The organism is Paenibacillus zeisoli, assembly GCF_003994465.1.
GTDB classification, from domain to species: domain Bacteria; phylum Bacillota; class Bacilli; order Paenibacillales; family Paenibacillaceae; genus Fontibacillus; species Fontibacillus zeisoli.
Window position 1 is genome coordinate 302,751 of the sequence record NZ_RZNX01000003.1, and the last position, 19,280, is coordinate 322,030.

Consider the following 19,280-nt stretch of genomic DNA (forward strand, 5'->3'; position numbering starts at 1 on the left):
CTGGCCTGCCCCTTCCTCGCCGGCGGGGCGGGGTTGGGCGCAGTTGCCTTCGACTGCCTGCCTGGAGACGCTGTCCCTGCGGGATGCGCTTACCTTGGGTGCATGTTCTGGGCTTGACCGGCGGGGCTCTCCGGCTTCATCCCCAGAGGGGTGAGCTCACTTTCGGCGGGTGCCTGCTGCTGCCTGCTGGGTGAACCTGCGGGATTCGCCTAAGCTTCGCGCGTGACTGTCACCTCGACCTCATGCGGTCGGTAGGTGCCAAGCAGGACGCCGCTCTTATCCGCGGCGAAGAGGACCGAGCGTTCCTGTTCGAGCAGGAACGCATAAGTGCAGCCGCTGCTCGGGTCTCTGACCTCGATGTTCGTGTCCAGCGCATACTCGGACACGAACACGAATAGCGAGCCCTCGGCGAAGCTGAGCTTCCGGCCGTAGACGCCGGGAAGCTCACCCCCGCGCAGCCACTCGAGGTCGCTGCGGACCCCAGCGGCCTCGGCGGCGTAGCGGTACAGCGCAGCTGTTGTGCTGCTGCGCTCGCTAAGTTCGGCCGGCAGCGGGCTCCAGATGAGCCGGCCGCGCCCCATGGCCATGTTCACGACCGAAGAAGCTCCGCTGGAGCCTCCTTCGGCTGATCCGTGAACGGGCACCTCTTTGGCCACCTCGGCAATTCGCCGGTGGCCGAACGAGACCGGCAGCGCTTGACCCTGCAGGACAAGCGCTTCTTCCCGCAGCACGTTGCGCAGCTCGTGCGGGCCAAGTACACTCGCCAGGCGATCCGATGGCCGCCAGTAGGCGTCAAGCCCGATTGGGCCGGTGACGAGCAGCACCGCCCCCGTCTCGCTGACGATGTCGATCAGCTGATCCATGGCCGCATCGTCAAAGTTATGGGCGCTCGGCAGCAGGATCAACTTGGCCGGATTATCCTGAAGGTCATCCAGGTGGTATTCCGAAGCGCCCCGGAAAGGCAGCTTCAAATCATAAGCAAGAATACGCGTTAGCCGGGTGGTCGCCTCGAAGGCCAGCTGCCGGTTAGAGAAGTCATTGGAGTAAGGGAATACCGCTGCAATCTCTTCAAGCTGCCGCTCTCCGAATATGTCTCGGACGCCTTCAATGAACTGGCCGAAGTCATAGGAGACATCCGCCTCAGGTTTCTCGGTCCCATCTGCACGAAGCGCCCCGATATGCGACTCATTGGCATTATCCATATAGAAATTTGTGTTCCATATCCAGTGCACGGCACCCGCTCCCGCAGTGGAGAAGGCATAGGCGTATTTGCGCTCCAGCAGACTGCGCAGCTCCTGCTCCGATCTCTTCGCCCGGCCGTCCGGAGTCTCCACATACATCACTCCGGTCTCCTGAATCAGATTGGGCTTATTTGGCGTCTTGGCGAAGATGCCGTCCCACAGCAGATAATCGTTGAACCACCAGGAATGGACTGTGGTATAGTCCACGACCTCCTCGTAGAAGAACGGGGACGGACGCTGTGCACCAAGTCCCTCATCCTGACCGACCGTAACCATATGCCCCGGGCATAATTCCTTAATCGTGCTGTATAGCTGACCCGCCCAGCGGTTGTGCATATCCATGGAGAACAAGCAGTAATCCAGCCAGCGGGTTCCTTTCTTCGCCTTGTGCATATCCTGCACATTGAAATTGATCTCCGAGGACTCCGGGATCCGGGCCGCTGCGAAACTCGGCAGCTGCTCGGGGGTCATGTTCCACCTTGCTTGAAGCACTTCAATACTTTCGTGCCGCTGTTCAAGCCACTTGATGAAGGCCATCTGCTCGAAGCGGTCATGACATGAGCTGGGTCCATCCGAGAAAATCCTGACCGGATCGAACATCGACGGCTCATTGATCAGGTCCCAATCCACATTCGTCGTATTCTTGTGACGCGATACAATAGAGCGAATGAACCGCTTCTGGGCTTCAACACTTTGCGGATCAAGGTAAGGATTGACCCCCTCCCATGTCTCCGGGGTGAATGAGAAGAAGGTGAACGTCACTTGAAGATCATGCTTCTTAGCGGTCATGATGAATGCATCTATAGCTCTCAGCACATCCTCCGAGACATGCCCGTCAACCTGCATAATATTGCGGTAGGCTGTCCAGATCCCTGTACGGATCCAGTTAATCCCAGCCTTCCGCATCTGGGCCATATCCCGGTCCCACAGCTCGGGATTTGGGAGGAACAGGAATTTGCGAGCTACATCACTCGTCATGTAAGTCATGCCCACAACAGGCATCGGTCTGCCGTCTTTAACGAAGTAATCCCTACCGCTTGTCACAGGCTCGCCAGCTGCCAACAGCTCCAGGTCATGCCCCCAGAAGCCCTGACGCAGAATACGAACCTCTCCGTCTGAAGCCTCCGCATGGCATTCGACATGGTACAGGCCGCCGCGGATTTCCAGCGGAACCGGAAGCTTTACAATCTTCAGTTCATCTTCTGCCGTTAGCTCCAGCTGATGGGTCCAGCTTAAGCCCGGGTCGTTCTCATGCTCGGCTGTCAAGTTGAATTTCCATATAACCGGCTCGGAGTCACCACAACCGTCAACTCCTGAACTCAGGCGAACCCGCTCTTCCTCCCCCATTATCTCTCTCTTACTGCGGATGGCCTGAAGCTGCAGGGTGAGCCCTGCACGCTCCCCTGGTTCATAGGAGGCATAATTCGGCTTGATCCACATATCCGTAACGCCTTTGGCACAGAAAGCAGCCCATTTAGCCAGAGCCGATCCTCCGCCTCCCCGCCAAAATCCCGCCGTAAGCGGCATTCCCGCGAACAACCAGCGCGACCCGGCGAATTCTCCCAGGGTATTCTCCCACAACACCACGGGGGCAGCTGACTCTCTGTCGTCTATCGTAAGCCCTTTCATAAGTGGATAGATCCGCGTGCTCATCGGTCCTGAAGAACCCATTTGATGCGGCAGATCGCTTGACTTGGTCGTATGGGGTACCAAATTCCAGGTATCCGTTCTGGGGGCAAACAAAACCTCCTGCCCAGCCAGCAGCGGAACCGTATCCAGAGCGGTCAGGGAATGAATTCGGGCCCCATCCACCTTAAGCGCTTCATGGATATACAGCTCCTGATGATATGCAGTCTGTTCCGGTTCAATGATCCATTCACCGGCTTCCTGCCGAACCGGATGTTTAAAGGGAGCTCCGCCTACGCTGATGAGTCCGCCGCCTTTTCGGAGATACCGAATAATTTCTGGCCATGCCGACTTCGGAAAATAAGGCGCATGAAGGTTAATCAAACATCCCCCTTCAAATGTCTGAAGCGCGCCCTCCAATTGATCTGCACGAACCACCTGGCCCACGTCGGCAAGGTCCTCAAGGACACCTTGACTCTCTAATTCTGAAGGGCTGGTGCTTCCACTCACGTCCAATTGCCCGGGCTGAATGGCACCCGGGAAATCCGGGTCATAGAATACAAGGACGCAGCGGCTCATAGAATTCCTTCTTTCATGGCCGTGTACACGAGCTGGGAGAACAGGCTGTTCGACCAGGCGAACCATTTCCGGGTATAGATAGCCGGGTCATCCGCATGGAACCCTTCATGCATGAAGCCGGTATCCGCATCCGTGGCTTCCAGCAGGGCGATCATCTCAAGCTTCTCCTCCCGTGTAATCGCAGTCAGCCCCTGCATGGACAAGGCCATGTGCCAGATATATTCCTTAGGCGTATGCGGACTTCCGATGCCCTTGGCTGCCTTGCCTTCGAAGTAGAACGGGTTCTCCTTGCTTAGCGCGAATCTTCTTGTATTCTGATAGATTTCGTCATCCGCCGGGACGTAACCCAGATAAGGAATCGACATCAGGCCCGGCGTACCGGCATCATCCATCAGGCAGTAGTTCCCGAATCCGTCAGTCTCGTAAGCATAGATCGGACCAAATTTAGGATGCCTGTAGATGCCATACAGCTTGATCCCATGATCAATATCCGCCTCAAGCTGCTTAAGCTGTTCAAGAAACGCCAGATCGCGGTACACCCATTCTGCGAATTCCTGCATCTGGCGCAGGGTAACCACGGCGAACATATTTGCCGGGATATTATAGTGGAAATCACAGGCATCGTCGCTGGAACGGAACCCGGACCAGACCATTCCGGTGTAGTTGACGGGCATCCCCATCCCCTGATTGCGGATCGAATCCTCCGGAATTCCATTGCTGCGTGTGAACCGGTAAGGGGACTGCTCGAAGTGGCGCTGCTCCGTCTTGAACAGGTCATAGATGGTCTGCATGGCTTGCCTGAACTCCAGGTCAAAAATATCGGTGAGCTCCGTCTCCTTCCAGTAGTTATAGGCAAGGCGAACCGGGAAGCAGAGGGAGTCCAGCTCGAACTTCCTCTCCCAGACCCAAGGGGACATCTCCGTGATATCTGCCTTGCTCCAGTGCCAATCATTTGCCAGTTCATTGAAGGCATTCGCGTAAGGATCAATCTGAATGTATTTAATATGAAGTCTGATCAGTCCGCCGATAATCCGCTGAAGATCGGAGTCATTTTTGGCAAAAGGAATATAGTGAATGACCTGTTCTACCGAATCCCGCAGCCAGCACGCAGGGATATCCCCGGTAATCACGAAGGTTGTTCCATCCTCCATAAGCTTGGTCGTAGTCTCTAGGGTATTGGGAAAACAGTTTTTGAACAGCTCCAGCAGCTTGGGCCGGTGCTTTAACTGCTCTTCAGCCTCTAGAAGCACTTCCTGAATGGCCTTTGGAAGCGGAAACTTTGGCATTGGAATTTTGGGTAATCTGAATTGTTCCATAATATGATCGCTCCTTGCGGGACTGGTTTTTGTGACAAAACAGGCATGAAAGTAGATTTAGATGTACCTATACTCTAATGGATGTAAGCATTTTCAAATAGATAAAAAACCTAATATGATAGGGACAAATCAAAGAAAGTACCGTAATTCGCCCGCGAGCCTGAAGACAAAAAGGCCCATACCCCAAGGCACTTGGCCTTACGTATGGGCAATTTAATATAACAGCTGTATTAATAATTGCAGCTTAGACTACTTATTAAGAATTACTGCTGTAACGTTTACTATACTGCTGCTATCACGTTATCCATTACTGCTATTACACAATCTCAATTAATGCTGGTACCTTGTATCTTTATGCTAGTACCGCAAAAGCAGGGCCTCTACTTCGTCTTCATCAACAGGCTTGCTGAGGAAATAGCCTTGCACGAGATCACAACTGTGATCTTTCAGGTAAGCCAGCTGGTTGTAGCTCTCTACGCCTTCTGCAACGACTTCCAGACCCATTTTGTGGCCAATCGCAATCATCGCCTCAGTCAAGGAACGATTCTTGTCTTCTTCTGGCAGGTTGTCTATAAAGCCCTTATCAATCTTGAGTGTGGAGATCGGCAGCTGCTTCAGATAGCTTAGCGAGGAATATCCGGTCCCAAAGTCATCCAGTGCGATGCGAACGCCGAGAGAACGCAGGATCTCCAGCTTATGAATAATCGGCTCATAGGATTCCATGAAGATGGACTCCGTAATTTCGAGTTCCAGATACTGCGGAGCAAGTCCCGTATCTTCCAGAATATCCAGCACCATGGTGACGAAGTCCTCTTGAACCATCTGGATCACGGAAATATTCACGGAAATTCTGCAATCCGGGTATCCCCTCTCATGGATTCGTCTCATGAATGTACACGCCGTAATCATGGCCCATTTGCCAATGGCAATAATGGTACGGCTGTCTTCTGCAATCGGGATGAACAGCATCGGGGAGACCCTCCCAAGCTCCGGGTTATGCCAGCGAAGTAGAGCCTCGAAGCCAATAATCCGCCCTGTCTGTACATTCATCTGGGCCTGATACTGCAGCAGGAATTCGTCCTGGTCAAGTGCGTTCCTGAGATGCTTATCTATATTCATTCGTTCAGCCAGCTCCGAGTGCATCGTCCTGTTATAGATCGTGAAGACTCCTTTTCCTACCTTCTTCGATCTATACATAGCCACGTCGGCATTCTTAAGCATCTCTTCCGTATCTTCACCATCCTCGGGATAACACGCAATCCCTATACTTATGGTGGCGTATATATTGCTTGAATTAATCCGGATAGGCTGCTTGAACTTACGGATCAGATTATCTGCAATCGTGAGTACAGTTTCCTTATTCTCCACATTCCTGATAAAGTATACGAACTCATCGCCGGCCAGTCGATACAGCATTCCTTCAAGGGGCAGCAGCGCAACCAGCTTCTGGCTTACCTGGCGAATCAGCAAGTCCCCGGACTTGTGTCCCAGTGTATCATTAATGAATTTGAAGTTATCCATATCAATGAAGAATATGGCAGCCATTCCTTCCGGTTCTCTGAAGAACCGGTCCAGATCCTCAAGCATATACAGCCGATTCGGCAATCCACTGAGCGAATCGTAGTACGCCAGTTTGTGCAGTTCCTCCTGCACCTGCTTCATTTTGTGAATATCCGTATTAGAGCCGGCAAGCCTGTATACCTCACCTTGCTCATTGAACAGTGCCTTTCCCCGTCCCATGTACCAGTTGTATCTACCACTGTCCTGCCTTAGCCGATATTCAGCCTGGAAGTAATCCGTCTTCTGCTTGATGTGTCTTAACGCAGCCAGCTTCAGCCTTCCCCGGTCATCAGGATGAATCCGCTGGAACAGACGGCGCATATTAAAATTCGGTTGATCTGCACATCCGAGCATATCTATAAGTCGGGGAGACAAGTGCAGTTCCTTCTTCTCATAGTCCATCTCCCAGATTCCGTCGTTCACGGCATCGATAAGCAGGCGGTAATTCTCCTCACTGGTCTTGAGTTCCTCATAGCTTTGCTGGAGACGCAGTTCATAGAGCTTTTTCTCCGTAACGTCAATCATCGAGCCTGCAAAGCGAACCTGGCGTCCATTGGCACTCCTTGTCGCTTGACCGCGCACAGAGAACCACCTGTACCCCCCATCCTTCTTCAGCATCCGGTATTCCGTATTATAGACGGGGGTTCCGCCTTCCAGATGCTCCTTCCTGGCCCGCCGAACTTCAGCTATATCATCGGGATGGACTAGATGCTCCCAAACCTCCAGTCTCCCGTCTACTTCACCGAATTCATATCCCATAATCTCATACCATCTTTCGGAGACATAATATACCCCGCCTGGAAAAACCGTGTCCCAGATCACGGCACCCGAACCCTTCGTAGAGAGCTGAAAACGCTCTTCACTCCTGCGAAGCCGCTTAAGATGAGATCTCAGCATTAGTAATCCTATGGCCACAACCAGAGCAAATACAATATTAAATACTATAATAAGATTGATTCTGTCCATTATGTTCCTTCTTCCATGGCGTTTCTAAGTCTGTTTCCTACGAACCTAACTGTCACAAGAAGGTCTGACTGAAGGAAGACGACACGGCCGAATGTCTACGTCTACTGAACGAAGGTACAGAAGAGTATGATCCGCCACTTCACAAGCACAGTCTATATTTAATATCGGTTAAGAATTACTAATTTTTAGCGCATGGTCCGATATCCGGATCTAAAAGCGTTCTTTCGCCTTACCAGGTCTCTGCACAGCAAAAAAAACGGGCTTCACAGCCCGCTGCTTCACTCTTCTGTATTCTATTGAATCGGCTGGATATCACTATTATCCACTGCACGGTTTCTATTTGAATCGGTCAAGAGAGAATAACCCGATATCCTGAGACGAAGTCCCGTTGACTGCAAGGTTAGAGAGAATTTCCCCGACTACACTTGCGAATTTGAACCCATGCCCCGAGAAGCCTCCAGCGATCAGCACATTGGAATGAACAGGATGGCGGTCTATAATGAAATCCTCATCCGGAGTTAATTCATATTTACAGACCAAGCCGCGGTTCAGCACGCCTGCCGCCTCAGGCATATAATTCTCCAGTGCTCTGCGCAGATCCCTCTCGTCCTCTTCATAGCTGCCGAACGGGGCAATCGGCTCACCTGGATTCCATGGCAATCCCCCGTCATGGCGACCAATCTTAAGACCGGCCCCATTCAGACTGGGAAATCCGTAGAATCCCCCTTCCGGTGTATTCAACGTGAATCCGGGGAATCTGCCTGCATCAAACCGTGTAGTTGTAGGCTGAAACCAGCCGACCACCTTACGCACCGGCTGTATGTTCAAGGACAAGAACGGCTCCAGCGTCTGGAACCATGCCCCTGCGCTGAGGATGACCTGACCCGCGTGGAAAGTTCCCTTGGCTGTATACACCGATACACCTCTGAGGCTAACCTCCAGCCGCTCTACTTGGGTATTCACAAGCAGCTCCGCTCCAGCCTCCGCCGCTGATCTGCGATAAGCAGATATACAGCGCTCACTATACAAATAGCCCGCCTGAGGTTCATACAGAGCCATATAGTCCTCGGGGACAGTGACTCCCGGCCATCGCCTATGAATCTCATCCGCATCCAGATACTCAACCGGCACACCCAGACTCTTGGACTCTTCCAGCCGCGTCTCATAAGAATAGACAGCCGGAGAGGACAGGTTCAGCACGCCCGATTGGACGAGCAGGGTCTCGCCGATCTCCTCCTCCAGCTCATTCCACAGCTGATGCGCCCGGATCGCCATGTTAATATAAGCAGGGCCTCCATGATAAGCATGCCGAATCAGGCGGGTATCCCCGTGATGACTTCCCTCCTGATGAGGAGGATCGAATGCATCAATAAGGAGGGTACTTACGCCGCGTTTGGCCAAATGGGCCCCGGCGCTCATCCCCATAGACCCCGCCCCTACGACAATGACATCGTATGAAGTGCGAATCGCCTAGCCCTCCCCTACAGGGGTATGGCTGAAGCGGCTGACAGCGAGCTTCGCCCACTCCGCGAAAAGCTTGGCACTCAGCGGCAGCGCCTCTTCATTCAGGTCAAAGGCTGGATGATGCCACTCCCGACTGCCGGAGGTCCCCATAAATACGAAGAAGCCCGGAATCTGCTTCTGGTAATAGGCGAAATCCTCTCCAGCTGGAGTCGGATTGGTAAGAACAATCTGCAGTCCAGCGTTCCTCGCAGCTTGTACTGTAAGCTCCTCAAGCGCAGGATCATTGTGTACCGCCGGCGGTCCTTTTACCCAGGTCAGCTCTGCCTTGGCGCCAAAGGCGGCCGCCACACCGTGAACCACTTCCTGAAAGCGGGCCAGGACACGAGTCCGCACATCCTGCTCGAACGTACGGATCGTGCCGTCCAGCACAGCTTTGTCCGGAACGACATTCCAGGCCGTGCCGCTGTGAAAGCGGGTTACACTAACTACCGCACTTTGCAGCGAACTTACATTACGGCTGACGATGGACTGGAGTGCTGTGACGATATGAGAAGCGGCCAGAATCGGATCGTTCCCGTTCTCCGGCACAGCAGCATGTGTTCCAAGCCCCTCTACTTCGATAATGAATCCATCTGCAGCGGCCATCAGCGGCCCTGGACGTATCCCTACTGTGCCTACCGGGAGATCCGGCTTGTTATGCATGCCGAAGATCGCGCTGACCCCATCAAGCGCACCGCTCTGCAATACAATCTCAGCCCCTTCTGCCTTCTCCTCCGCAGGCTGGAAGATGAAGCGGACCCGGCCGCCAAGCTCAGCCTCCTGCTGCTTGAGCAGATAGGCCGCTCCGAGTACCGATGCTGTATGGAAATCATGTCCGCAGGCATGCATTCGGCCCGGAATCTTCGAAGCGAATTCAAGCCCGGTCTCCTCCTCGATCGGAAGGGCATCGATATCTGCCCGCAGCGCAATGATTGGCCCCACTTCAGCTTCGCCCACCTCGGCTACTACCCCGGTCTTCAGGCCAAAGTCCAGAATACGGATACCTGCTTCCGTCAGCCATCCACGTATAGATTCCGTAGTCCTGAACTCCTCATGAGCGACCTCCGGGTATTGATGAAGCTCACGACGTATCGCGACAAGCTGATCTGTTAGTGACATGCTTACTCCTCCTTGAAAGAACCCTCCGTATGTACGACCGCAGCCTCGGTGAAAGCTTCTTTCAGCAGCTCGTATGAGCGAACCCGCTTGCCGAAATCCTGCAACGCCGTAATTACGATGTATTCTACCACACCGTACCGTTCTCCTACCTCTAATAGTTTCCGGCGGACAGTCTCTTTCGAGCCCTTGGTGATCTCGGCCTGCTGCTCTTCTATTCTGTAATTCTCATTCGACTGCCTGCCGAATTCCTCCGCCTGCTCCAAGCTGCCTACGGTAACCTTCTTGCCGCTGTCCAAGTACACTTTGTACAGTTTCTGCTGGCTGGCCAGTTCATCTGCCTCAGCATCCGTCTCCGCCACAAGAACAGGGAGGGCGAGAATAGGTTGCGGCTTGGTACCGTTCGTATAGTTGAAGGACTGGTGATAGGCGGCAAAAGCGTCCTCAGCCACCACAGGGTCGCTGTTGATGAACAGGGCGAACACATAAGGCAGTCCAAGCTCGGCGGCAAGCTCTGCACTGGATAGACTTGCGCCGAGCAGGTAGATCTCGGCCGGCTGCCCTGGCAGAGGCGTAGCCCGCAAGCCGGCAAGCGGATGATCCTCGGCAAGCCGGTTATGCACGTACTCGCTAAGTTCCTTAAGCTTGCCGGTTAGGTCTCCTCCATCCTCGGTGCCCTGCTGAAGCGCACGGGTTGACCTTGGCAGTCCGCCAGGGGCCCGCCCGATTCCAAGGTCCACTCTGCCTGGTGCCAGAGAGGACAGCACATTGAAATTCTCCGCGACTTTATACGGACTGTAATGCTGCAGCATCACCCCGCCGGAACCGATTCGAATCCGGTTCGTCTTGGCCAGCAAATAAGCGATCAGCACCTCGGGTGATGATCCCGCAACCCGATCTCCGTCATGATGCTCAGATACCCAGAACCTCGAATACCCCAGCCGCTCAGCGATCTGAGCCAGTTCCACCGTATGCTGGAATGCCTCTTCCGGAGTCTCATCTCCGAAGATAGGACTTTGATCCAGAATGCTTAATTGGATTCCCATAAGGAATCTCCCCCTTTGTCCTAAATATCATAAGTGAGTTCCGGCGTGATCCGCTTCAGGAACTGTTTGGTGCGCTCCTCCTTCGGCGACCGGAAGATTTCGTTAGGCTTGCCCTCTTCCACAATGACGCCGCCATCCATGAAGACCACATGATTCGATACGTCCCTCGCGAACCCCATTTCATGGGTCACCACGATCATGGTGATGCCCTCGGCCGCGATTTTGCGAATCACCGACAGCACTTCCCCAACCAGCTCCGGATCCAGCGCGGAGGTCGGCTCGTCGAACAGAATAACTTCAGGTTCAAGGGCAAGCGCCCTTGCGATGCCCACCCGCTGCTGCTGTCCCCCTGAGAGCTGGCTCGGATACATATCCAGCTTGTCTCCAAGCCCGACTTTCTCCAGAACCTCAATACTTTTCACCCTGGCTTCTACTCTGTCCAGCTTGCGTACGATGATAAGTCCCTCCATCACGTTCTCCAGAACCGTCTTATGCTTGAACAGGTTGTAATGCTGGAACACCATCGCCGTCTTTTTGCGCAGGGAGTGGATTTCTTGCTTGGTAGGACGCTTGCAGTTCACCTGTTCGCCGGAAATGTTCACAGTGCCATCATCGGGCTTCTCCAGGAAATTCAGGCAGCGCAGCAGTGTCGTTTTGCCGGAGCCGCTGGGTCCCAGAATGACCACAACTTCCCCTTTTTCCACGGTCAGGTCGATTCCCTTAAGCACTTCCTGCCTGCCAAACGTCTTCGTAATATTTCGGATCTCAATCATGCGACACCGCCTCGGTTGAACGTATTTATCTTCTTCTCAATGCGGGCCGTAACCCGTTCGATCAATACCGTTAAGCCCCAGAACATCAGGGCAGCTGCAATATACGCCTCAAAAAACTTCCAGTTGGTCGAAGCCACAATATTCGCTCTGCCATTAATCTCCGTAATCGATACGGTAAAAGCCAGTGTGGTTCCGTGCAGCATGCCGATCACCTCACTGGAGAGGTTAAGCAAGCTCACCGCAAGCGCCTGCGGCAGAACGATGCGTTTGAACGTCTGTACAGGCGTCATGCCCACCGAATAGGCCGCTTCGACCTGGCCCCGGTCTACCGCCTGAATGCCCGCCCGGATTACTTCTGTCATGTAAGCCCCTGCGGTCAGCGAGAAGGCAACAAAGACGAAATATACAATAGGAATGGACACGGAGGTGAAGCCGAGATTCAGCTTGCGGGACACACTGTCAATCAGGATTGGCAGGCCGTAATAGATCAGGAACAGGTGCATCAACATCGGGGTTCCCCGGATGACCGTGACATAGGCCGAAGCGATCTGGCTCAGCACCGGCACCCGGTTGATCCGGACGAGGGCTGCAGGAACGGCGATAATGAAGCCTCCGATCAGGGACACCGCTGTGATCAGTAGGGTCATAGGCAAGGCCTGGAACAAGTCCAGAAAAGCTGTCAGGATAAACTGCGGGTCGAGCTGAATAAGCCCTCATCCTCCTTTCCCGTCTGTCTGGAACGTAGACTCCGCCTGGAGCCTGTTCGGACCTTATAATGTCTCTCATGTCTATGGAGCCTTCTCTCTGCGAGGAGGAACAGCTGCTCAAGGATCATGGATATGACGAAATAGATCAGCGATAATGCTATATAAGTCTCGAAGAAATGCATGGTCGCGCTGCCGAGTGTCTGCGCTTTACCGCTGATATCCATCGTCCCCAGCGTATAAGCAAGCGAGGTCTCCTTCAAATTGGCAAGCACCTTGTTCGCGAAGTTCGGCATGGAGACGGCCAGCGCCTGAGGCAGCATAATCCGGGTGAAAGCCTGGTATTTCGTCATGCCTATCGAGTAGGCGGCCTCTACCTGTCCGCGGTCTACCGCGGCTACGGCAGCCCGGATGATCTCGCACATATAAGCCGCGCTGTTCAGTGTATACGTCAGAATGACGAAGACGAGAACGGAAGTCCTCGTCACATCAATGGATACGAGCTTGAGCACCTCAGGCATGCCGTAGTAAATCAGGAACAACTGAATAAGTACCGGGGTTCCGCGAAAAAAAGATACCAGAATCGCAGACAGATTCTTCAATACCGGTACGTTGTACATGCGGGGCAGGGCCCATAGGAGACCCACGGCAAGCCCCAGAACTACAGAACAGATCACGATGAACAAGGTAATCTGAATGTACGCCGCAAGCTTGGGAAGAAAATCAAAGACATAAGAAATATCGAACGTGGTCTCCAAGTGTACGACCGCCCCTTTCTTTATAGGTTGAACTATTGATTTACTGTCAGACAGCCGTGTGCAATGTTCCTCCGATCGCTTTGCTTCTCCAGAATCATTTCACACTTTTGCCCATGAGTAATTCTTAAGTTCAACTTATCTATTTATTTTTCAAGTATATTTGCCGCAATTTAAATGCTCACATTCGGGAGCGGTCATAACTCCGGGAAATGTTTGGACTTCCGGCCGCTGTGATCTCCAGATTTCTGAATGAAACCGCCTTAGCGGTTGAAATCCGGAGATCAAGGCGTTCGCTGACGCTCCTACAGTTCCAAGCTTCCCCTCCGTTACGCCCTCCTGCGTATCACTTTTTTATAGCTATTTACTCTTCGTAAAATCTTGTCCCAGCCATTTAACACTCAGTTTGGATAACGTTCCATCGGCCTTCACTTCTTTGATCGCCTCATCAAGCTTATCCGCCAGGTCCTGCTCATCCTTGCGAAGCACGAAGAGTACGTCTGATTGAGTTAACGCATCACCCACAGTCTTCAGCTTGTCACCGTTCGGCATAAACTTCAGCGCGAAATCCGTGCTGATCGTTGCGTCCACCCGGCCTGTCAGAATCTGATTCGTTCTGTCATTGGAAGGTGAGTTGGAGTAGACAATGTTGATGGCATCCTTGTTCTTCTTGTTATATTCCTGCAAGATATAGGCTTCATTGCTTGTTGCTGACGTAATTACTTTCTTTCCTTTCAGGTCATCAATGGAATTGATATCTGTATTGGTCTTAGGAACAACGACTTTATTGAGGAAGATGCTGTAAGGCTCTTTATTGAACAAGTATTTCGCCTCACGCTCCGGATTCTTCTCCATTTGATGGGCAACGAAGTCAATCTTCTTCGTATCAAGACTCAGCAGCAGGCTGGAGAAATCCATGGTCTGGAACTCAAATTCATAATCCGGAAGACGCTTATCCAGCTCTTTCACCAGCTCCACATCGTATCCGGTCAGCTTCCCGTTCTCATCAATGAAGCACACGTTAGGGAACTGCGTCCCGGTTCCTACAATAATCTTCTTCACAGCAGTACCGCTCGCAGCTTTGGCTGTTCCGCTTGTAGTGTCCTCCTTGGCGGTGCCGCAGCCCGCAATCACAGCAACCAATAATCCTAACGCCGTCAATAATGCTAATTTCTTCTTCATCGTTCACCCTCCGAATATATTGTTTTTATTTTATTCACACAATTCCTATTAAGTTAGTGTGATTTATGTTGAGGATTACTTTACACGCACCGGGAAAGATCGTCAATGCTTCGGATTATAGGGTTTTTCTATAAGGATATAGAAGAAACAAAACCGCCAACTATCTCCTACTAGCTTAGTATGAATTACTAGTAGCCCTAGCATCCCTAAACAAGCCTGTCTAGAGTATATCCGGACGGACTTATTTGAGGTGGGGAGCAAGCAAAAAAGGCTAGCTCAATGTCTGAGCCAGCTCTTGGGTATAAATTTGTTCATGTCTGGTTTATGACTAGCAAGTTATACATTGCCGGAACCATGCGCTTAGATCGTATCACTGATTTAGGGTTTACTGGAGACTTTGTAATGGGGAAATAAACCAACGGAATGAGTCTGCGAACATGTTCAGAAAGGTTTAGGAATGCAAACGAATACCCTACCAGAACAGCTAGAAGGGTATTTGTTTACTTTTAATATATTATATGTGGTTGTTCTTCAATTTTAAGTAATGGGAGAACGTTTCATAATATCTAATTCAACTCACCTCCCTGTCGATAAAGAGAATCCCCTCCTTTATTAGTCTTGTTGTAAAAGCATCAAAATTCTATCTGAAATAACCTGATCGGTTGGATTTTTGGAAAGTTCATTTAATAAATCTGAAATTTCTTTCTTGTTTTTAATTTCATTGCTTAATGTGATGTGATTCCTTATATCAGTAACAATAATGGCTGGATAATTCAAAAACCCAGTCTTATCCTTATAGTATGAAGTAAACTTACTTAATGTATCAAGACGAACTGCATTTTCAAACGCTAATTTAATATCATTTTGCCTTATCAAGCTTGCCGTTCTTAATATCTCAGTTTTAAATTCAGTATCAATTTTAGAAATTTGATTTGAAAGCTTGTTAATTTCGGTATACTGATACAAATTAAATCCAACTGCAATGATAAGCAGCAAACAAACTAATATGATTAATGTTTTTCTATTCAACTTATCACCCCCAATAATAAAGGGGCGAATACTCGCCCCTTTATTATTATATCACCAAGGTTTAAATTGTGCATGACCGTAAACCTTATCGAAGTCATTACTATGCTGTAAAGCTAATGAACCTCCCAATGGAATTGAAAATGATGGTTCCACATCCCAGTCTACTTGTTGATGGGCATATGTTGAAAATGCATCTACAAGAGTTGGGTTTGTAACATTTTTAGAATATTTATATTCCATATATCCTCGATGATTAAATACATAGTAATCTCCACCACCGTGTGCCAATTGAATTGTATACCCATATCCTCCTTCGCCTCTTACAGTAGGGGTAGAAAAGTTCTCCACGGTATCACCAATTTCGTACCCAACACCGTAACTATATTTATAAGTAGCACTTTCTGTACCTGGAGTTGGAGAGAAGTTTGAATTCAATCCTATGGAAAATACATCCTGATCGGTATAGTAAGGAGGTGTCAACCATTGAAATCTTGAACTTACAGTTCCGCTGGTTCGTTCGGCATTTCTTGATACCCAAGTCTCAAGTTGAATCCATTCTTCTTTAACGCAATCATGCCCATTAGAAATTCCGCAACTTTCTGTCAAAGTTGTTATATTGTGATTTTTTTGCGCTTCAATTTGTTTATAAGCCTCATCTTTAGGTACCTCAGCAACATTTATTTTCTTTGGATGGTTTGGATCAGTAACATCATAACTGAACCGGTAATACTGTTCTTTCTTTGATACCTCTACCGAATCAATATCTACAATTTTATTTTTCAACTGTTCTGGTGTAAGGTCATTGATTGCTTCATCAGACATTTGATACTTAGCTTTTACCTTTGATTTGAGTATATCCGGAACTTTATTGTTGATTTGCTTATCACTGTTCACCTGGCCTTCTGCTTCAACTGCTCCAGAAAATAGCCCACCAAATACCATAACCGTTGATAAAATAATTAATAGTTTCCTCATAAAATCAATTCCTCCCAATTCTTATTCAAAATTAAAATAACTGATTTACCATGACCCCCCTCTTTTTCACTTAAATACCAAAATTTTATATTTTATGTAAAATGTTGGTATTATCATAACACACACAAGTATATCAGTAAATATTTTAATATCGGTGATAGACTTTCGTGGAGAATGAAACTAGAATAGGTATTTTTGAGGTTAGATAATGAGGTCAATTAAGTACCAGTCGGTGAGATAATTAGAGTTTACTGGATAGATTCATTAGAAAATAAGTAGAAGCTTGTAGAGCAAATTCCTAACGTTGTAAAGCAAAAAAGGACCCCGCCAGCACATCCAGTGGGATCCTTTATTTGGTATTACAAATTACGGATTATCTCCTGAAGCAATTATCATCGCATAAACCCCTTTATTGTCATGCTTTAAAATAACAATAAAAGTTCCAGGCTTTAAATCTTCATTATTGTTATAAAAGGAATTTAGTTGTTTGGCAAGTGCCTTACTCTCATACTGAACCACATCTCGGTTCTCATCAGCTTTGTACTCTTTTACTTTTACTGCATCAGTTGGCATAATGGTTTTTGCCTCTCCTAATGCTTCAGCAAATTTCTTGTTACCAGATCCCTCAAAACTAAGAGTAACGTTAAATGCAATATCATTATAGTATATAACAAGGAGCGAATTATTTCTATATGATGACATACCTGAATCAGGCTCGTTTTCATCATTTCCATAGCTTTTTTCAATAAGTGACTTTGTATCCCCTAACCCACCTGATTTGGTGACCTGTATAAGATCGTTTTCTATTTGATTATTTTGCTGTTGTTTCTCAATTACTGTTTGTTGTTGTGTTTCTGTTGTCTGCTTAGGAGTTACTTCTTGGTTAGCATCTTCCTTTACATTTTCAACCGTTGCAACTTTTAAAGGCTCGTCATGTTCTTTAGGACCGTCTCTCTTAGTTACATTAATAAAAGTACCAATAATAAACAAAACTATTAACCAAAACCACCATTTTTTATATAGCTGTTTCTTCACAAAAAGCCCCCCCGGTTCAATAGATGGTCCATATATTCTATGTTTTTTAAGCACCCAGCCTTTGATCACGAACAAGAAATAAGGATCATGTTCAGTGGAAAGGATACACATCAGCCTAAAGCCAGCTTTAGATCTACCAATGGAATTTTGATTCCGTATTTAAAAGTGGATCCATCAAATAGCAAAACTACTATGATGCCAATTGAAAATATAATTATCGGGCCTTTTGTTAAACACGATAAAGCAGAGAATGGTACTTCACTATCCCCAAGACAACTTTCTCTATGCCGCTATCCTTGTTCGTGAGATCCCCTCGGCTATCTCAGCAGCTCCTCCACCGTCTCCTCCCAGCGGGTGACCACTGCTTCCGGGTCATGGAGGACAATCTGAACGCCGCTTACAATATCGGCGTATTTAGCTGTGTCCGCCTTGCAGGAGATAACCTGCGCCTCAAAGCGCAGGCGGGGATGCTTCGCTCCGGACAGCTCAGCCAGCGGGCGGAGCTGCAGCCGGATGTAGAAGGCCTTGCCTGCGTAGAATGCAGCCAAGGTTGCTTTACCGGTGCGCAGAATATTGCCGGTTGTGACCGTCCCTGGCCATAATCCAAGCCTCAATGAATTCTGCGAGATCGCAACAATTTCACCCACACTGATCATGGCAGTATGCGGCCAGCCGTCTTCGCTAACCGTCATCAGCACCAAGGCCTCCTGCTGCTTGCTGCTTAAGTCTCTCCCATTCAGCAGCTCGTACAATTCCGGCGCAAGCTCTTTATCAGTCATTTCACTTCTCCTTGTCTACGGTTTCTTGTTGCTACACAACTGGTAATATATTTTCATACTTATTCGATGATTGGAGCGATGATTGTGAGCAGTATCTAAAGCAGGCCCTTGGGATTATGTTCGGTCTACCTCTGAAATAACCGCTTACCCATCAAGAAGAAAAGACATGCGCAAGGGCAGCCTGCGCATGTCTTCATGGTGCTTGTTAATGAGTTCCGCTGCCATCTTCGATGAACGGCTTGTTCACAAAGTAATACATAAAGCCCATCAGCAGAACCCCGCCAACCAGATTACCCAGCGTCACCGGAATCAGGTTGTTAACAACTCCCGCAAAAGAAATAGTTCCTGGATGATTTAGCACTAGCGCGATCGCAAAGGTACACATGTTGGCAATGCTGTGCTCATAGCCTGAGATAAAGAAACAGAATACAAAGAACACCATCGCGAACATCTTGGCTCCGTCACTGCTGAGCGACATCGGGATGAAGAACGCCAGACAGACCAACCAGTTACATAGGATTGCCCGGAAGAACAGCTCCATGGTCGGGGCCTGCATTTTATGCTCAACCACGCTTAAGAGAAATCCGTTTACTGAAGAGCTGTCAAACAGGCCTGTAAGATAGATCAATAGGGCAAACGCGCAGGCTCCCAGTATATTGCCAAGGTAACTAGAACCCCACAGCTTGAGCACCTGGGTCCATCTCAGCTTTTTGCGCAGCGCTCCATATGTATAATAGAACGTGTTGCCCGTGAACAGATCCCCGCCGCCATAAGCGATTAAGATGATCGCAGCCGGGAACGTAATTGCCGCCATCGGGTACGTCAGCGGAGACTTCTCCATGTAGAAGAAGTTGCCTGTCTTGAACGCGACAATAACTCCGAAGCCAATGAACATACTTGCCAGCATGGCTCTAGCGATATAACGGATCCAGCTTTGCTTGAAAATCTTGTACTTTTTGAGCGCCAGCTCTTCCACTTTTAATAAAGATTCCGTTTCCAATATAATCCCCCTCCACACTTAAAGGATACTTATTCCAGTTCACCTGTCTCCCGTACTATAACACAAGTTTTTGATTTTGAAACCCGTCACATTTT

15 protein-coding genes are annotated in these 19,280 nt (G+C 49.5%); all 15 read right to left on the minus strand.

Annotated features, from left to right (window positions below; translation table 11 throughout):
• Positions 1-209: 209 nt before the first annotated feature.
• The 15 genes from EJP77_RS10370 to EJP77_RS10440 all read right to left on the minus strand — a co-directional run bounded on the left by EJP77_RS10370 (position 210) and on the right by EJP77_RS10440 (position 19,185).
• Positions 210-3,446, minus strand: coding sequence for a beta-galactosidase (locus tag EJP77_RS10370; RefSeq protein WP_127199162.1), 3,237 nt, complete (start codon positions 3,444-3,446; stop codon positions 210-212).
• The gene (locus tag EJP77_RS10375) at positions 3,443-4,762 is read right to left on the minus strand and encodes a glycoside hydrolase family 125 protein (RefSeq protein ID WP_127199163.1); all 1,320 of its coding nucleotides are present in this window, start codon (positions 4,760-4,762) and stop codon (positions 3,443-3,445) included. The genes EJP77_RS10370 and EJP77_RS10375 overlap by 4 nt, the downstream gene beginning before the upstream one ends.
• Positions 4,763-5,119: 357 nt before the next feature.
• On the minus strand, positions 5,120-7,288 hold the full coding sequence (locus tag EJP77_RS10380) for a putative bifunctional diguanylate cyclase/phosphodiesterase (protein ID WP_127199164.1): 2,169 nt from the start codon (positions 7,286-7,288) through the stop codon (positions 5,120-5,122).
• A gap of 336 nt (positions 7,289-7,624) precedes the next feature.
• Positions 7,625-8,755 (minus strand): N-methyl-L-tryptophan oxidase, encoded by a 1,131-nt coding sequence (solA, locus tag EJP77_RS10385; RefSeq protein WP_281278490.1) that lies wholly within the window; start codon positions 8,753-8,755, stop codon positions 7,625-7,627.
• A 3-nt stretch (positions 8,756-8,758) separates the two neighbouring features.
• Complete coding sequence (locus EJP77_RS10390) at positions 8,759-9,910, minus strand: amidohydrolase (RefSeq protein WP_127199166.1); 1,152 nt, start codon at positions 9,908-9,910, stop codon at positions 8,759-8,761.
• Between the two features lie 2 nt (positions 9,911-9,912).
• A complete protein-coding gene (locus EJP77_RS10395) occupies positions 9,913-10,953 on the minus strand; it encodes an LLM class flavin-dependent oxidoreductase (protein ID WP_127199167.1) in 1,041 nt (346 codons plus the stop codon).
• Between the two features lie 20 nt (positions 10,954-10,973).
• Positions 10,974-11,726, minus strand: a complete 753-nt coding sequence (locus tag EJP77_RS10400) for an amino acid ABC transporter ATP-binding protein (RefSeq protein WP_127199168.1) — start codon at positions 11,724-11,726, stop codon at positions 10,974-10,976.
• Positions 11,723-12,433 (minus strand): amino acid ABC transporter permease, encoded by a 711-nt coding sequence (locus EJP77_RS10405; RefSeq protein WP_127199169.1) that lies wholly within the window; start codon positions 12,431-12,433, stop codon positions 11,723-11,725. Before EJP77_RS10405 ends, EJP77_RS10400 begins: the two co-directional genes overlap by 4 nt.
• Positions 12,406-13,188, minus strand: coding sequence for an amino acid ABC transporter permease (locus tag EJP77_RS10410; protein ID WP_127199170.1), 783 nt, complete (start codon positions 13,186-13,188; stop codon positions 12,406-12,408). The genes EJP77_RS10405 and EJP77_RS10410 overlap by 28 nt, the downstream gene beginning before the upstream one ends.
• A gap of 357 nt (positions 13,189-13,545) precedes the next feature.
• Complete coding sequence (locus EJP77_RS10415) at positions 13,546-14,367, minus strand: transporter substrate-binding domain-containing protein (RefSeq protein ID WP_127199171.1); 822 nt, start codon at positions 14,365-14,367, stop codon at positions 13,546-13,548.
• A 612-nt stretch (positions 14,368-14,979) separates the two neighbouring features.
• Complete coding sequence (locus EJP77_RS10420) at positions 14,980-15,396, minus strand: hypothetical protein (protein WP_127199172.1); 417 nt, start codon at positions 15,394-15,396, stop codon at positions 14,980-14,982.
• 51 nt (positions 15,397-15,447) lie between these two features.
• Positions 15,448-16,371, minus strand: a complete 924-nt coding sequence (locus tag EJP77_RS10425; protein ID WP_127199173.1) for a hypothetical protein — start codon at positions 16,369-16,371, stop codon at positions 15,448-15,450.
• Positions 16,372-16,737: 366 nt separating this feature from the next.
• Positions 16,738-17,406: a hypothetical protein gene (locus tag EJP77_RS10430; RefSeq protein WP_127199174.1), complete on the minus strand. Its 669-nt coding sequence runs from the start codon at positions 17,404-17,406 to the stop codon at positions 16,738-16,740.
• A gap of 317 nt (positions 17,407-17,723) precedes the next feature.
• Positions 17,724-18,185, minus strand: a complete 462-nt coding sequence (locus EJP77_RS10435) for a pyridoxamine 5'-phosphate oxidase family protein (RefSeq protein WP_127199175.1) — start codon at positions 18,183-18,185, stop codon at positions 17,724-17,726.
• A 205-nt stretch (positions 18,186-18,390) separates the two neighbouring features.
• The gene (locus tag EJP77_RS10440; protein WP_127199176.1) at positions 18,391-19,185 is read right to left on the minus strand and encodes a formate/nitrite transporter family protein; all 795 of its coding nucleotides are present in this window, start codon (positions 19,183-19,185) and stop codon (positions 18,391-18,393) included.
• Between the last annotated feature and the right edge of the window lie 95 nt (positions 19,186-19,280).

Bases quoted from the DNA above. Each gene is read 5' to 3' on its own strand.
- EJP77_RS10395 (WP_127199167.1), bottom strand. From the start codon at position 10,953: ATGGGAATCCAATTAAGCATTCTGGATCAAAGTCCTATCTTCGGAGAT.
- EJP77_RS10390 (WP_127199166.1), bottom strand. From the start codon at position 9,910: ATGTCACTAACAGATCAGCTTGTCGCGATACGTCGTGAGCTTCATCAA.
- EJP77_RS10435 (WP_127199175.1), bottom strand. From the start codon at position 18,185: ATGACTGATAAAGAGCTTGCGCCGGAATTGTACGAGCTGCTGAATGGG.
- EJP77_RS10400 (WP_127199168.1), bottom strand. From the start codon at position 11,726: ATGATTGAGATCCGAAATATTACGAAGACGTTTGGCAGGCAGGAAGTG.
- EJP77_RS10425 (WP_127199173.1), bottom strand. From the start codon at position 16,371: ATGAGGAAACTATTAATTATTTTATCAACGGTTATGGTATTTGGTGGG.
- EJP77_RS10380 (WP_127199164.1), bottom strand. From the start codon at position 7,288: ATGGACAGAATCAATCTTATTATAGTATTTAATATTGTATTTGCTCTG.
- EJP77_RS10415 (WP_127199171.1), bottom strand. From the start codon at position 14,367: ATGAAGAAGAAATTAGCATTATTGACGGCGTTAGGATTATTGGTTGCT.
- EJP77_RS10375 (WP_127199163.1), bottom strand. From the start codon at position 4,762: ATGGAACAATTCAGATTACCCAAAATTCCAATGCCAAAGTTTCCGCTT.
- EJP77_RS10370 (WP_127199162.1), bottom strand. From the start codon at position 3,446: ATGAGCCGCTGCGTCCTTGTATTCTATGACCCGGATTTCCCGGGTGCC.